Source organism: Mesorhizobium sp. YM1C-6-2 (assembly GCF_003666685.1).
Taxonomy (GTDB): domain Bacteria; phylum Pseudomonadota; class Alphaproteobacteria; order Rhizobiales; family Rhizobiaceae; genus Mesorhizobium_K.
On sequence record NZ_RCIZ01000017.1, the window covers coordinates 21,705 to 35,862 of the forward strand.

General features: G+C 62.7%; 17 protein-coding genes. 13 read left to right on the forward strand and 4 right to left on the reverse strand.

Annotated elements, in window-relative coordinates:
* Positions 1-232 precede the first annotated feature (232 nt).
* Positions 233-1,471 (reverse strand): site-specific integrase, encoded by a 1,239-nt coding sequence (locus D8676_RS25215; protein WP_121583861.1) that lies wholly within the window; start codon positions 1,469-1,471, stop codon positions 233-235.
* Complete coding sequence (locus D8676_RS25220; RefSeq protein WP_121583902.1) at positions 1,468-1,974, reverse strand: Arc family DNA-binding protein; 507 nt, start codon at positions 1,972-1,974, stop codon at positions 1,468-1,470. The genes D8676_RS25215 and D8676_RS25220 overlap by 4 nt, the downstream gene beginning before the upstream one ends.
* Before the next feature lie 120 nt (positions 1,975-2,094).
* Here D8676_RS25220 and D8676_RS25225 point away from each other — a divergent pair, with 120 nt between their 5' ends.
* The 5 genes from D8676_RS25225 (at position 2,095) to D8676_RS25250 (ending at position 4,456) form a co-directional block, all read left to right on the forward strand.
* Complete coding sequence (locus D8676_RS25225) at positions 2,095-2,283, forward strand: hypothetical protein (RefSeq protein WP_121583862.1); 189 nt, start codon at positions 2,095-2,097, stop codon at positions 2,281-2,283.
* A gap of 254 nt (positions 2,284-2,537) precedes the next feature.
* Positions 2,538-3,047, forward strand: coding sequence for a hypothetical protein (locus D8676_RS25235; protein WP_121583864.1), 510 nt, complete (start codon positions 2,538-2,540; stop codon positions 3,045-3,047).
* Positions 3,044-3,262, forward strand: a complete 219-nt coding sequence (locus tag D8676_RS25240; protein WP_121583865.1) for a hypothetical protein — start codon at positions 3,044-3,046, stop codon at positions 3,260-3,262. Before D8676_RS25235 ends, D8676_RS25240 begins: the two co-directional genes overlap by 4 nt.
* Positions 3,246-3,695, forward strand: a complete 450-nt coding sequence (locus D8676_RS25245; protein WP_121583866.1) for a hypothetical protein — start codon at positions 3,246-3,248, stop codon at positions 3,693-3,695. Before D8676_RS25240 ends, D8676_RS25245 begins: the two co-directional genes overlap by 17 nt.
* Positions 3,692-4,456 (forward strand): ribonuclease H, encoded by a 765-nt coding sequence (locus D8676_RS25250; protein WP_245427155.1) that lies wholly within the window; start codon positions 3,692-3,694, stop codon positions 4,454-4,456. Before D8676_RS25245 ends, D8676_RS25250 begins: the two co-directional genes overlap by 4 nt.
* Before the next feature lie 671 nt (positions 4,457-5,127).
* Here the strand turns inward: D8676_RS25250 and D8676_RS25255 are convergent.
* Positions 5,128-5,316, reverse strand: a complete 189-nt coding sequence (locus tag D8676_RS25255) for a hypothetical protein (RefSeq protein WP_121583867.1) — start codon at positions 5,314-5,316, stop codon at positions 5,128-5,130.
* Between the two features lie 124 nt (positions 5,317-5,440).
* Between D8676_RS25255 and D8676_RS25260 the strand changes: the two genes are divergently transcribed.
* Together D8676_RS25260 and D8676_RS25265 are read left to right on the forward strand one after the other, a co-directional pair.
* On the forward strand, positions 5,441-5,887 hold the full coding sequence (locus tag D8676_RS25260; protein ID WP_245427157.1) for a hypothetical protein: 447 nt from the start codon (positions 5,441-5,443) through the stop codon (positions 5,885-5,887).
* Entirely contained in the window at positions 5,884-6,579 is a 696-nt protein-coding gene (locus tag D8676_RS25265) for a hypothetical protein (RefSeq protein WP_121583868.1), read from the forward strand. The genes D8676_RS25260 and D8676_RS25265 overlap by 4 nt, the downstream gene beginning before the upstream one ends.
* Here D8676_RS25265 and D8676_RS25270 read toward each other — a convergent pair.
* Positions 6,576-6,788, reverse strand: a complete 213-nt coding sequence (locus D8676_RS25270; RefSeq protein ID WP_121583869.1) for a hypothetical protein — start codon at positions 6,786-6,788, stop codon at positions 6,576-6,578. The genes D8676_RS25265 and D8676_RS25270 overlap by 4 nt on opposite strands.
* Before the next feature lie 491 nt (positions 6,789-7,279).
* On the opposite strand from D8676_RS25270, the gene D8676_RS25280 reads away from it, so the two are divergent.
* The 6 genes from D8676_RS25280 (at position 7,280) to D8676_RS27115 (ending at position 14,133) form a co-directional block, all read left to right on the forward strand.
* Entirely contained in the window at positions 7,280-7,717 is a 438-nt protein-coding gene (locus tag D8676_RS25280) for a hypothetical protein (protein ID WP_121583871.1), read from the forward strand.
* Complete coding sequence (locus D8676_RS25285; protein WP_121583872.1) at positions 7,714-9,480, forward strand: terminase large subunit; 1,767 nt, start codon at positions 7,714-7,716, stop codon at positions 9,478-9,480. The genes D8676_RS25280 and D8676_RS25285 overlap by 4 nt, the downstream gene beginning before the upstream one ends.
* A gap of 15 nt (positions 9,481-9,495) precedes the next feature.
* Positions 9,496-11,397, forward strand: coding sequence for a phage major capsid protein (locus D8676_RS25290; RefSeq protein ID WP_121583873.1), 1,902 nt, complete (start codon positions 9,496-9,498; stop codon positions 11,395-11,397).
* A gap of 69 nt (positions 11,398-11,466) precedes the next feature.
* Entirely contained in the window at positions 11,467-11,706 is a 240-nt protein-coding gene (locus D8676_RS25295; RefSeq protein ID WP_121583874.1) for a hypothetical protein, read from the forward strand.
* Between the two features lie 80 nt (positions 11,707-11,786).
* Positions 11,787-13,097, forward strand: coding sequence for a phage portal protein (locus D8676_RS25300; RefSeq protein ID WP_183097243.1), 1,311 nt, complete (start codon positions 11,787-11,789; stop codon positions 13,095-13,097).
* Positions 13,060-14,133, forward strand: coding sequence for a collagen-like protein (locus D8676_RS27115; RefSeq protein ID WP_147448258.1), 1,074 nt, complete (start codon positions 13,060-13,062; stop codon positions 14,131-14,133). The genes D8676_RS25300 and D8676_RS27115 overlap by 38 nt, the downstream gene beginning before the upstream one ends.
* The last annotated feature ends 25 nt before the right edge of the window (positions 14,134-14,158 follow it).

The window sequence follows — 14,158 nt, forward strand, 5'->3', positions numbered from 1 at the left end:
GAGAGATTGCTATTCAGGCCGATCGCCGCTCGCTCCAGGTCGTTTGGCGACCATGGCCACGACCATGGCGCCGACCCATCCCACGAGCACTGACATGTAGGCTGTCTGACCACCATTATTACGAAAAAGGAGATATCCGACGCCGGCAGCCAGTACGGTGGGGACAATCATCCCGATCACTCGTTCTTTGAGGGTTACCGGCCCTCTGGCCTTCATTTTCCAACGACTCATCTTAAGCAAGTAACGCTCGCTCTGCGGCCGCCAATTCGCCAGCGTCATCACCGCGCGGGAAGAGGTGGCCATAGACGTCCATCGTCATGACGATCGTCGCGTGCCCAAGCCTCTCCTGCACGACCTTCGCCGGCAGCCCCAGGCCGCCGTCCTGGGGCCGGTTGATGCACCATGAGGCGTAGAAGTGCCTCAGCGCATGCATGCCCGTGTAGCGGGCCCGCATGACCGGCTTGCCGTCTTTGTCGACCTCGCCTGTTGGATCGGCGACGCCGGCCTTAATCTGCACCGGGATGAGCCCGCGGTTGATGATGTTCGCCAGCGACTCGACCTTGCCCTGGCCATTCGGGAAAACGAGATAGAGCTCTTTCACCGGTTCCCCGTCGGTACCGGTGACGCCCGTCTCTCGACGAGGGCAGGCCAGTTTCCATTCCTTCAGCGTATTGATGACGAGGGGAGGGACAGGGACGGCCCGCTCGCCGGCCTCGGACTTGGGCTGCCCGATCTCATTGAAGCGATCGGCACGCTGGTGCACGCGGATCTCGCTCCGGTCCGGGTCGACGTCCAGCCACCGCAATCCGCGCAACTCAGAGGCGCGCATGCCGGTAAAGATCGCCGTGAGCAGGAGAGGGCGCCAGCGGCCCTCCAGGGCGCCGACAATGGCCTTGACCTCGGCCGGGGTCGGAATATCCACGCCAACCTTCAGCTTGCCTTTCCGGCGCCGCTCCTGCCGGCGTTCTTTACCCTTGGTGCGAGCACGGCTCTTCTCCCGGACGGCGTTGCGGATGACGAGGCCGCGCTCCTGCGCATCGGCGAGGAGCGATCCCAGGCTGACGAGCACCTTGCGCACCATCGCAGGTGAGCGGCCTTGCTCGCGCAGCTTGTCCTCGAACGATCGAGCGGTTGGCACGGTCATCTTCGAAAGCAGCGTACCGCCGATCAGTGGGACAATGTGCAAGTCGAGATGCTGGCGGTACTGGTCCAGCGTCGAACGCTCGAGCCCGTTGTCGGCGCAGGAAGCCAGCCAGAACTTCCCGGCGGTCGCGATGGTCGCGCTGTCGCTATCAGCGACGTGCACGCCCTCTCTGACCTCGACAGAGGCTGTGGCCGCGAATGCGTCGGCGAGCTTCTTCATCTTGAACGTCTTCAGCCGGCGCACGCCCTTGGCGTCGACATAGTCGACCACCCATGCCGACTTTTCGGCACCCGTCGCGTCGGTCCATGCGCGCTTGCGGACGCTCATTTGGGCGGTTCCTCAGCAAGCGTTCGCCGAACTTCCTGAAGAAAGGGATCATCTCGTGCAGGCGACTTTTTGTGGAGATCGACAAGGCGGTTCAACCCATGGTCGTCGCCTTCCGCGGCGCGGTCGAGAGCATCGAATATGCTGAGCAAAAACTTTTGTAGAGTCGCGATGTTTTCCCGCATTGCCTGTTTGGTCTCCTCTTGAAGCGAAATCATTTCGTCCTTCAGTCGGATGACCTCTTGGTTTTGACGGGTAATCTCAGCAAAATTTTCGCGTGCAGCACGTAGAACGGTGAGTTCCTCCTCCTGCTCTGCGATCTGCTTTTTTGCACGATCCAAATCAGCGGAAACGATCCGAGCTCGAGAATCGTCGTTCACACTCTCGTAGAGGCGACTCACGATTTCGGCGGTCATGCTCCGCTCATTGAGATCTGCATGCGCCTCAATGCGCTGCTTCAGGTCCTGCGGAATGCGCAGACGGAAATGTAAATCTTCACGAGCCATGCCCCACCAATGCCACACAAAGTGGTTGACGGCTATGCCGCACGTATGCCACACCGTCAATGCCACACCGATGACGCACAAACAAGCGCGCCCTTCGAGCTTGGTTACGGAAGGATGGACATGAACGGAGACAAGGAACTTGATCTGGTCTGGGGAGTGCAGGCGATCGCCGACATAATTGGCCGCTCGTATCAGCAGACCTACCACATGATCACGACCGGCAAGCTGCCGATGGTGAAGCAGATCGGCGAGCGCTACGTTGTTAGCCGCGGCAAGCTGATCGCGTTCTTCATGGAAGGCGCCGCATGAGGTCCAGTCGTGCTGCCGCTCGTAAGGCGAAAGCAGCAGCAAAAAAGCGGGCCGCGTCCCTTGCGACCAGGAAGTTCGCTTTCGAGGACATGATTAACGGCGATCCCATGTGCAAACTCGCCGATCTAAAGGTCGTCCGCCATTACCTGCGGTTTGTCGACGATTTCGAGAAGGATGCCGTCTACGCGTCGACAATCGATGTTTAGGCGACAACTGGCCTACCTCCGGCGGCGATCACATCTTCACGGGCTCGGTTGAGGCGTCTCGGCCACTTCGTCCTTGATGGGAAGACAGAGGTCGGGATCGACAAGTTCAAGTTGAGCTTCGCTCGCCAAAATCTGATCATCGACCACGTCGAGATGACGCGTCAGGAGCTTCTCGAACGTGACGAGGAGCGCAAGCGGAAGCAGCGCGAAAAGCGGTCCTCCCAGCGCGATCCTGTGATTTCACCAGATGAAGTCACAAAGCCTGTTTGTGATTTCACCGGGCAGGGGGACGTGATTTCACCTACTAGGGACAATCTCCTAGAAGAACTCCTAGAAAGCTTTAACTCTGAAGAAGGGGAGACCCTAAAGGAGCACACTGAGGTAGCAGGTGATGCACCGTTCCCTGCTCCACAGGAAGAGGCAGACGCCCGCCTGTTGATCATCAGGTTGCTGGAGGGGAAGAGGCCTTCACCGGCTCAGGTGTTGTTCCTGCAGCACAAGCTGATGGCTGGCGACCTGCGCCAAAGCCACATCGACCGACTGGAGGACGCGGCGTGAAGCGCGAACGCGACCAGCCGGACCTTCTGTCGTGGGTGCCGCCAGTGTCGGCGCTGCCGTCGGCGACGATCCACGACCTCCTGCCTGAAATCCTCATGGCCGCCTGGCGAAAGCGCGGAACCAAGCCGGCCATCCACAACGCCCGCATCCTCGAGTTGCGGCGCGCAATGACCCTCAAATGCCGAAACGGAGAAGCGCATGACAACATTTGTTGACATCAAGCCTGGGCAATGGGTGCTGGCTTGGCAGCCGACCGCCTTCTTGGCCGGTGAACACGAGATGGCAGAGGCCTTGGAAGGTCTGAGATTTGGTGGCGCCGGCTGGACCTACGTCAAGGCCGGTGACCTGTTCGCCGTTCACCAAATTACGAAGGTGATGCCGAAGACGTACAAGGCCATGCCTTATGCGGACGGGACCGAAGATGGTTCGGAAGTGCGCGATTACCGTGCAGCGGTCATTGCCGCCTCAGCCAATTGGGCAGAGATCATCCGGCTGTGCGACACGCTGTTCGCAATCGGGCGGGAGGCTGATGACGCGATAGAGGCCGAAGCCGCTCGCCTGATCGCGCCGTTCGAGAAGGCCACTCGCGAAGCTGCCGTTGCCAAAGTCAGAGCGGCGTTGCCGCATCACTTCGGAGGCGCGGCATGAGCGGGATGAACTGGTCGAAGAACAAGATGCGCCAGCGGATGGCGTATCAGGGCAGCGAAATCGCGGTCGACAAGGCGGACCTGCTGACGGCGTCGAAGGACGATCTGCGGAAAATGGCCAACCGGCTGATTGCCGCGGGCAGTGCACCCAAGGCGAAGAAGGTCACCGATGGTGTCCACCACGGTGGACATTTTCGCGGCAAAAAGGGCAACCGCCACCGCGGTTCCCGCTCGGCACCGCGGGCGGTGTTCGATCGTGCGCTACCGCCTGGGCTGGTTGTCTATGCCGATGGCTGCTGCGACCCGAACCCGGGGCCGGGCGGCTGGGGCTTCGTTGCCTATCGCGATGGCGTCGAAATCCACGCTGAAACTGGCGGCTCGCTCCAGACCACCAACAATGTGATGGAAATGACCGGTGTGCTCATGGCGTTGCAATGGCTGGCCGGATGCGCCGATCGCACTGGTGCACGTCTGTTCTCGGACTCCAGCTACGTCGTCAACGGGTGCAACGACTGGCGCCATGGCTGGAAGAAAAAGGGCTGGCGCCGCGGTGTCGAAAAACCACTCGCCAACCCCGATCTGTGGCGCGAACTCGATGCCGCTTTGACGGCCGTACCGATCAAACTCGAGTGGTGCAAAGGCCACGCCGGGATCATCGGCAACGAGCGCGCCGACGAACTGTCGGTGGACGGCCGGGATGAAGCGATCGAGGCGGCCCAAGCCGCCGACCCGATCCGCCAACAACTCGCCTATGTAGCGTGAGCGTTACGGATGGAAAACGTCTCCCAAAGTACACAAACCGAAGCCGTAACGCAGGCGGAAGAAGCCGCTCGTCGGATCGAAGCCGCGATGGGCAGGAGCTCTACGCCGGATGAGAGGGCCGAAAGGTCGTGGCGCCACAACGCGACCAAAGCCTGCAGTCACTGCGTCGTCTGCAAACAGCCCTTTCAGCCAGGGCAGCCCGTCTATCGCGAAACTCGGGGCCAATGGCTTTCTCCGGTATGTGCCGGATGCAAGTCGAAATGGGCGAAGCATGACGTTGGTGCGCCATGCGAGCATTGCGACCGAATCGTCTTCAACATCGTCACGGCACGCCCGCGGCTTAGAACGTTCTGCTGCGGGTTGTGCGAGGCCCGAGCCCGGAGCCGAGAGAAGCATCAAAAGGTCGTCGAGCGCAGAGGTGCTTACGAATGCCAGCAGTGTGGCGAGACGTTCGAGCCCGCGCGCGCTGATGCGAAGTTCTGTTCGCGAGCCTGCAAACAGAAAAACCATCGCCGCGTTACGGCTCCGGCTTCAGGCAAATTTGCACCAAACGCACCCGTAACGATGAGGTGGCGCAATGACTGAGCATCCGCCTATTGACGGATCATATCCCCGGCGAGCCGCCGGTGCTCGACCGCGTGGAGCGTCGCCCAAGGATGCGGGGTGATATCCTAATGCTTGACCGTATCGGGCTTCAAACCCTTGGCCATTTCGCTGGAGTATTCCTCCGCGGCTTCCCGGCTGTCGAAACGCTTCGCTTCCACCTTGCCGTCGGGGAGAAGCGTCACGGCGAGGTGTGGCAGTCCCGTAATCGGCGGCCCATAGACGGCATAGCCGACGATCGGTTTTTTTGTGGCCATAGATCGCTCTCCCATTCCCACGTCGTAACAAAATCGGGTGCGCCTAGGTTCCGCAAGAGCGTTGCGTCCACAGAGACTCAAGGGGCAACGGGATGAAGCGGTGTCAGGCCGGACTGGAGGTATAGTGATCGATCTCCGCGTCAAAGCTCTCTGCGAAGAGTTCGAAATCGAGGTCATCGGCAAGAGTCGGTATCCCGAGCCCGGACAGACGCGCTCGCCGGAAACGATCAACCGTATCCTGCGCAAGTATGGCGAGGAGCATGCGCGCCTGGCGCTGACCACACTGCGGGAAACCGCCAACAATCACGTTCTGCTTGACGAGGTCGGCCTGTGGTGCGCATCAGACATGATCCGCGCCCGTCCAGACGTAGTGGAGAAGCAGGCCGGCGAATGGCTGGCGCTGTGGGATCAGATGCCCGTCGGCCAGCTGCAGGCCATAGCGCAGACCGTGAGTGGCGTTCTCCCCGTCCGCTATGTCCTGGACGGCATGTTGCTTGAGCGTATCCAGGGCCGGTTCGGCGATCGCTTCGTCGAGCCAGATCTATTCGATGACCGCAGGAGGATCGCTTGAACATCGGTGAAATTGCAGAACGCTTCATCCGCGCCGCCGAGATCGAGCGCGCCATGCATATCCACGTAGGCCCCATGCCGCTCCGCGCGCTGCAACTGCCCTACGTGCACGACTACGCCGATAAGGCCGGCTGGCGGAAGGAGCCTGGCGACAAGCTGATCGCCGGCGCCGACCCGCTCGCCGAGGAGCGCAAGGCATTCTGGGAACGTCTCGGCGTCATGCCTTCGGCCCATGAGATAGCCGAACTCGATGCGCTCTATGAATGGCTCACCTCGACGGACAGTGACGGCGAGCGGCGCGCGCTTCTGGCATGGGCTCGATCGAAGGTCGGCGGCAAGTCATTCCGTCGATGGTGCTTCAAGGTCGAGGGCATCCATCCGGAGACCGGCAGGAGGCGAAAAGACCGCGCCTTGGAGAAGATTTCCGCGTATTTGGGCGGCAGGCCTATGCAGCATAACGAAAACCCCGAAATCAGGGTGTTGCATGTTGGCACAGAAATCGGGGATGTTTCAGCTACATTCGCGGAAGATGCGGGAAAACGAGACGGCCTCGATCATTGGCTCTCACCCGACGCTTTCACGAGGAATTTCAGCCTCGATCAAGCAGACTTCTCCTGGGCTGCAAAGCGCAACGAGCGACGGCGCCAACGAGAGGCCGCCGCCCGGAAGCAGGCGAAGCAGAAGGCGGCCTAAGAGCCCCCGCGTTCGTCGATCATCTGCATGATGCGGTGCAGACGGTCGTTGGAATGGGCGACGAAGACCGCGTCACCGCTTGGAACGGTCGTGTATATGACAGTGTAGATTTCGTCACGCGCGCCGTTTTCGAACTCTTCCATTTTCACGATGTTGTCGGTGTTGACGGCGAATTCCTTCCCCCGTCGATCAGTCAGCATCAAGAACATTTGGCTCTCCCCTCCCGTAGGTTGAGCCAGCATCCAACCACCAACCACGGGGCGCTGCAATGGTCCGCATGATCCAGCCCAAGGTCAGGCGGATGGAGGCCAGGACGGCGAGGCCAGCACCGAAACAGGCCGATCCCGAACTGCTCACCCCTGAGCATAGGACATGGCGCGCCAACGTCCTTCGTCTGGCTGGCCATAGGTGCCAGGCTACGGACAAGGGCAAGCGCTGCACGGTTTCGGCTCCGGCCCGACTATTTGCTGACCACATAGTCGAGCGCAGGGATGGCGGCGATCCCCTTGATGTCCGCAATGGGCAATGCCTATGCGGTAAGCACCACACGCTCAAGACAGCGCAGGCGCGGGCAGTTCGGCTCGCTCAGCGCGCATAGGGGGGTAGGTCCGAAATCTGATGCGGCTGGGGGCCTGAACCGCACGGGGGGCACGGACAGAGTTTTTTCTCGGCCGGGAAATTTCGGGCTGAAAAGGCGAAAATGACGGAAAAATCCAAGTCGCCGGGCAAGGGTCGGAAGGCCGGCCGCCCGGAGTATCAGCCGAAGATCGAGGATCGGCAGACCGTCGAGGAAATGCGCTACTGCGGCGAATCGGAAACGGTGATCGCGCGGGCGCTCGGCATCGACCCGGACACGCTCCGCAAGCACTTCGTCGAGGAGCTCGCGAACGGCCATGCGAACCGGCGGAAGGAGGTCATCGGGCTGATGTTCAAGTCGGCCCGCGACGGCAACGCCTCGAACCAGAAGCGGCTGGAGGAGATCGGCCGCGCGGTCGGCGCCGACGAGAGTGTGAAGGGCCGTGGCAAGACCAAGGAGCCGCCGGTCGGCAAGAAGGAAGCCAAACAGAAGGCGGCCGAGCAGGTCGGTGGGAAGTTTGCCCCGCCTGAACCGCCGCGGCTGGTCGTCAACAACAAGTGACGGAGTGGTCAACGGCCTGCCTGGACTGGCGGGAGAGGATCGTCGCCAAGCGCTCGCTGATCCCGTTCGATCCGCTGTTCCCCGACGAGGCCGAGGCGGCGCTGTCGGTGTTCAAGTCGCTGCGCATCGTCGACGTTGCCGGGCAGCCGACGTTCGGCGAGGCGTGCGAGGAGTACGTCTTCGACTTCGTCCGAGCCATCTTCGGCGCCTATGACCATGAGAGCGCAACCCGGCTAATCGAGGAATTCTTCCTGCTGATCAGCAAGAAGAACATCAAGTCAACGCTCGCCGCCGGCATCATGCTGACGGCGCTGATCCGCAACTGGCGGCACTCGCAGGAACTGGTGATCCTCGCCCCGACGCGCGAGGTGGCCGACAATTCGTACAAGCCGGCCGCGGCGATGGTCCGGGCCGACGAGGAATTGAGCGACCTTCTACATATCAGGGACGACCTGAAGCAGATCACGCATCGCCTGACCAACGCGGTGCTGAAAGTCATCTCGGCCGACTCGACCACGTCCGCGGGCAAGAAAGCTGGGTTCATCCTGGTTGAGGAGTTGTGGCTGTTCGGCCAGAAGGCGAACGCCGCGGCGATGCTGCAGGAAGCCACCGGCGGCCTAATCTCGCGGCCCGAGGGCTTCGTAATCTACATCACGACGCAGAGCGACAAGCCGCCTGCCGGCGTGTTCAAGGAGAAGATGGATTACGCCCGCGACGTGCGGGACGGGAAGATCGTGGATCCCCGGTTCCTGCCGGTGCTCTACGAGTTTCCGGAGGAGATGGTCAAAAGCAAGGCCTATCTCGAGCCAGCGAATTTCTACGTGACCAACCCGAATATGGGGCGGTCGGTTCGACAGGACTGGCTGGAGCGCAAGCTCGCAGCGGTGCTTAGCGGGCAGGATGAGGAAGGGGACACGATCCAGACCTTCCTCGCCAAGCATCTGAATATCGAGATCGGCATGAACCTGCGGGCCAACCGTTGGCCCGGTGCCGATCACTGGACGAAGGGCCGGCATCCGGAACTCGCCGAGATCTACGAGCGGTCACCGTTCGATGCGCTCTACGCGCTACTCGATCGGGTCGAGTGCGCGACGATCGGCGGCGACGGCGGCGGCCTGGACGACTTGTGGGGCCTGACTATCCTCGGCAGGGAACCGGCGGAGATCGAGGTCGAGATCGAGATTGCCGGCCGCAAGTCGGTGCAGAAGATGAAACGCTGGCTGTCGTGGTCGCACGCCTGGTGCCATGAGGGCGTGCTGATCAGGCGCAAGTCGATCGCCAGCAAGTTGCGGGACTTCGAAAAGGCTGGCGAACTGACCATCGTCGGCGACGAACTGTCTGACCTTGGCTCGATCATCGAACTGATCAAGTTGGTGAAGGAACGGCAGTTGCTCGGCGGCGTCGGTGTCGACCCGGCTGGCCTCGGCGAATTCGTCGACGCTCTGGCAGCCCCGGACATCGACGTCACCGACGACAACGCCCTGCTGCGCGGCGTGCCGCAGGGCTTCGGCATGATGAATGCCATCAAGACGACGGAGCGGCGGCTCGCAAAGGGCCTACTGCAGCACTGCGGCGGCCTTCTGATGCCTTGGTGCGTCTCGAACCTGAAGATTGAGCCGACGGCGACCGCGATACGGGCGACGAAACAGGTTGCCGGCGACAACAAGATCGACCCGGCCATGTCGCTGTTCGACGCCGCGACGGTGATGCTGACCAACCCGGAGCCCGCCGGCTTCGTCGACGTGATGGCGATGGTCGCCTGACTTAGGAGAAATCCAATGCAGATCATGCATCGCACGACGGCTGCGGCCGGCGAGGGGATGGACTTTGTCATCTCCGACGGATCGCTCGATCGCCACGGCACGCGGCTCAACCCGAAGGGCTGGGATCTCTCGAACTTCAAGCGCAATCCGATCGCGCTCTTCGGCCACTCGAACGGCTTCCCGATCGGTAAATGGGAAAATGTACGGGTCGATAAAGACCGCCTGGTCGGCCGTCTTGTATTGGCAGCCGAAGGCACCAGCGCCAGGATCGATGAACTCCGCCGGCTGGTGGAGCAGGGAATCCTGCGCGCCGTCTCGGTGGGCTTCTCGGTGAAGAAGTTCGGCACGCCCGGCAAGAGCGAATACGACTACGAGGAGATGGAACTTATGGAGGCCTCGCTGGTCTCGGTTCCGTCGAACACTAATGCGGTGGCGAAAGCCCGTTCCCTCAACATCTCCGAATCCACGATCGAACTGGCCTTTGGCGAGCATGCCGAAGAGGGCCGGCGCGGCGTGTCTACCCCCGGCAAGCACGCCGCCAATCCTCCGAAGAAAGTCAATCAGATGGAAAAGCCCCTTTCGAAGAAGATCGAAGAGACCGAGGCCGAACTCGTCACCGAGCGTGATGCGCTGACCTCGGCGGTTGAGGCAGACGACAATGCCGAGATCGAAACCCGCTCCGCCAACATCGAAGTATTGGAGGAGCGCCTTGTGAACTACCAGCGCGCCGAGAAGGCACTCGGCAAGCGCGCCGCCGAACCGAAGCCCGGCGAACCGGCAAGGCCGAACCTGCGCAAGCCGCTCGGCATCAAGGCCCGTGAGCCGAAGCCCGGCGACATGGTGCTGCGTGCTGGTGTCGTCCAGTTGATCTCCTACGTCAGCCAGCGCGACCCGCTGAAGGTGCTTGAAGAGCGCTACGGTGATCACGAAGCGACGCAGGTGTTCGTCCGCGCCGCCGTTGACCCGGCCAAGACGACTGTCAGCGGCTGGGCGTCGGAACTGATCGAGACGGAAACCGTCGCGTTCCTTGAAACGCTGCGCGAAATCTCGTTCTATCCCCGCCTCGCCGCACTCGGCGCCAATCTGCAGTTCGGCCCCGGCCGCGGGCAGATCAAGATCCCCGCGCGCTCGTCCACCCCCTCGATCAGCGGCTCGTTCGTTGCTGAGGGTGCCCCGATCCCGGTTCGCCGCATCGGCCTCACCTCGGCGACGCTCTCGCCGCACAAGATGGGCGTGATCTCCTACTTCACGCGGGAGATCGCGAAGTACTCGAGCCCCCAGATCGAGAACATGCTGCGTAACGAGATCCGCGCCGACACCGCGGACACTCTCGATACGCTGCTGATCGACGCCAACGCCGGGTCGAGCACGCGTCCAGCCGGTCTCCTGAATGGTGTTTCCGCCCTGTCGGCGTCCAGCGCCGGCGGCTGGACCGCCATCATGGAGGACATCGACACGCTCGCCGCGCCGTTCGACACGGCCAAGGCGGGACGCTCGCTGGTACTGCTCATGAACCGGCGTGAAGCGCGCAAGCTGAGCATGGTCCCTGGTCCGGATGGCACGTTCGGAGCGATGGGCAAGGTGCTGGCTGACGCCGGCATCACGCCGATCTCCTCCGTCAACGTGCCGGAGGGCCGTCTGATCATGATCGATGCGGCCGACTTCGCCACTGCGGCGGGCGATCGGCCGGAGTTCGACGTCAGCGAGCAGGCGGTGATCCATGCCGAGGACACGTCCCCGGCGCAGATCGGCACCGCGGGCACCCCGAACACCGTGGCCGCGCCGGTCATCTCCATGTTCCAGACCGCCAGCATCGCGCTCCGCATGCTGATGGATGTGACCTGGGCGATGCGCCGCACCGGCATGGTGCAGTGGATCGACGGCGCCGACTGGGCCTACGGCGGCAGCCCAGCCTGATCCGACGACGTGACGTGAGCTTGGGGTGAGGCGCCCGCGCCTCGCCCCTTTTGTTGAAGGAGAACCGAAATGGCAGCCAAGAAGACCGCTCCGAAGACCGCCGCGAACCCAGCGCCGTCTCAGGCAAAGGCCGACGATATCCGCGCGGAAGCCGCCACGACCGTCGCAGACCCGGCGCCCAAGGCCGATGAAAAGCCTGCCAAGGCCAAGGCACCCGCTGCGACCTCGGATGCTCCATATCCATCGCAGGCCGACCTGGACGCCATGAAGGCTGGCACCTACCGCAACCGTGAGATGAAGTCCGTCTGACCATGGCGAACTGGCTCACCCGGATGCTGCCTTCCTGGCCCTCGCGCGCCAAGGAAGGCGAATACCGCCCGGGTCCATACATGATGTCTGACGGCTGGCTTCCGGCCAAGGCCGGCTCCATCTTGAACTGGTGGCAGGCCGGCTATTCGCTCAATCCCTACGGGGAATGCGGAGCGATGGTCGAGGCGTGCATTTCCGCCTATGCGCAGACCGTGGCCATGTGCCCCGGTGACCACTGGCGGAAGAAAGCAGACGGCGGTCGCGAGAGGGTGACCAACTCGGCGCTGAGCCGCGTCCTGAAGCGACCGAACGACTATCAGTCGAGCAGCGACTTGCTTCTCAACCTCACGCGCCGGCTTTATTCCAAGGGCGAGGCGTTCGCGATCGCCATTCGAAGCGACCGTCACGAGGTGACGGAAATTCACTTGATGCGCCACGGCCAGGCGCTGATCGCGGAAGACGGCTCGATCTTCTACCACCTCAGCGGCAACGAGATCATCGAGCGCCGATATGATCTGCGCGACCCCATCCCGGCGCGCGACGTGCTCCATGTCCGGCTTCATACGCCCCGGCATCCGCTCAAAGGTGAATCGCCCATCATCGCGGCCACCATCGACCTTGCGCTGTCAGGCGCCGCGCTGAACCAGCAGGTTGCGTTCTATCTCAATGAGGCGCGGCCGAGCTTCATGCTCGAGACTGACCAGAAGCTGACGAAGCAGCAGGTCGATGATCTGCGCGCACGCTGGAACGAGCAGACGCAAGGAAGCAACGCCGGCGGCACGCCAATCCTGTCGTGGGGTCTGAAGGCGAGCCGGGTAGGCGGCAGCCCGAAGGATAGCCAACTCGCCGAACTGCTAAAGATGAGCGAGCAGAACATCGCGCTTGCCTTTCGTATGCCCCTGCAGGTGCTTGGCCTGGGTGGCACGACCTTCGCGTCGACCGAACTGCTGATGCAGTCCTGGATTGCTTCGGGCCTCGGCTTTGCCCTCAACCACATCGAGGAAGCTTTTGGCCTGCTTTTCGGGCTCAAGGGCATGCCGGACGAGTATCTGGAGCTCGACACGAAGGCCTTGCTGCGGAGCGCCTACAAGGACCGCATCGAGGCCCTGCGCCTTGGGGTCATCGGAGGCATCTACAGCCCGGACGAAGCCCGCGAAGCAGAAGATCTGCCGAAGGTCGACGGCGGACACGGCGCCATGCCGCGCGTGCAGCAGCAGGTCGTTCCCTTGAGCTACGGCACCGACATGAAGCCGCCCGATCCCAACAAGACCGCGCCGGCCGCGCCCGCACCCGATCGCGAGGAAAACGATGACGACGCAGGCCGAAGCTTCGATGACTTCTCCCGGCAGATCGATGAACTCACCGCGCGACACGCTAACCCGCTTCACTGACGCTGCGGCTGATGCGGTCGCACGCGCCATAGCGACCGTCCAGCGGGACGCGCAGCGGGAGAGGGAGCTTCGTGATGCCGAGCATCGCGCGCGCCTGGCTGAACTCGATGCTCGGATCCTGGCCGTCGCCGATCTGGAGCGCCAAGTGGTGGCCCGCCTTGCCGAGTTGAAGGATGGCGAGCCAGGTAAGGACGGTGTTGACGGCCGCGACGGCAAGGACGGAGCAAACGCTCCTGCCGTATCGGACGAACAGGTGCAGGCAGCTGTGACGCTCGCTCTCCCTGGCATCGTGGCGGCGCATTTCCAGGCCAACCCCGCCCCATCCGGTCGCGACGGCGCCGACGGCAAGGATGGATCGGACGGTGATCGCGGTCCGGCCGGCCTCGGCGTCAGCGAAATAGATGTCGACCTTGTGGAAGATGGTCGCACCGCCGTGTTCCGCTTTACCGTGGGGGAGGTGGAGCGCAGCTTTGAGGTTCCGCTGCCAGAAGGTCCAGCCGGACGCGATGGAGCTGATGGACAGCCCGGAGAGCGCGGCGCCGATGGTGCACCGGGGAAAATGCCGGTCGTCCGCGAGTGGTCGGACGCGGTGCACTACGAGGGCGATGTCCGCACGCACCAAGGCTCGACTTTCCAGGCCATCCGCGACACGGCCAAGGAGCCGCCGCACGACGATTGGTTCTGTGTCGCGCGCGCCGGTGCCGACGGCGACCATGGCCGGTCCTTCACCATCCGCGGCACCTGGCAGGAGGATGCCGAATACCGCCATCTCGACGTGGTTGCGCTCGGTGGCGCGTCTTTTGCTGCGAAGCGTGACAATCCCGGCTCCTGCCCTGGCGATGGTTGGCAGCTTATTGCTGCGCAGGGGAAGCGCGGTAACCCGGGTGAACGAGGCAGGGACGGCATGCGTGGCGCATCCGGCCCCCGCATCGATCGCATGGACATCGACGACAACGGATTGCTGTTGCTGAAGAACGATGACGGATCGGAGGTCACCTGTGACCTCTATCCGCTGCTTTCCAAGCTCCAGCAGTAGGGCCGGCTGACCGGCAGTCGGGGCA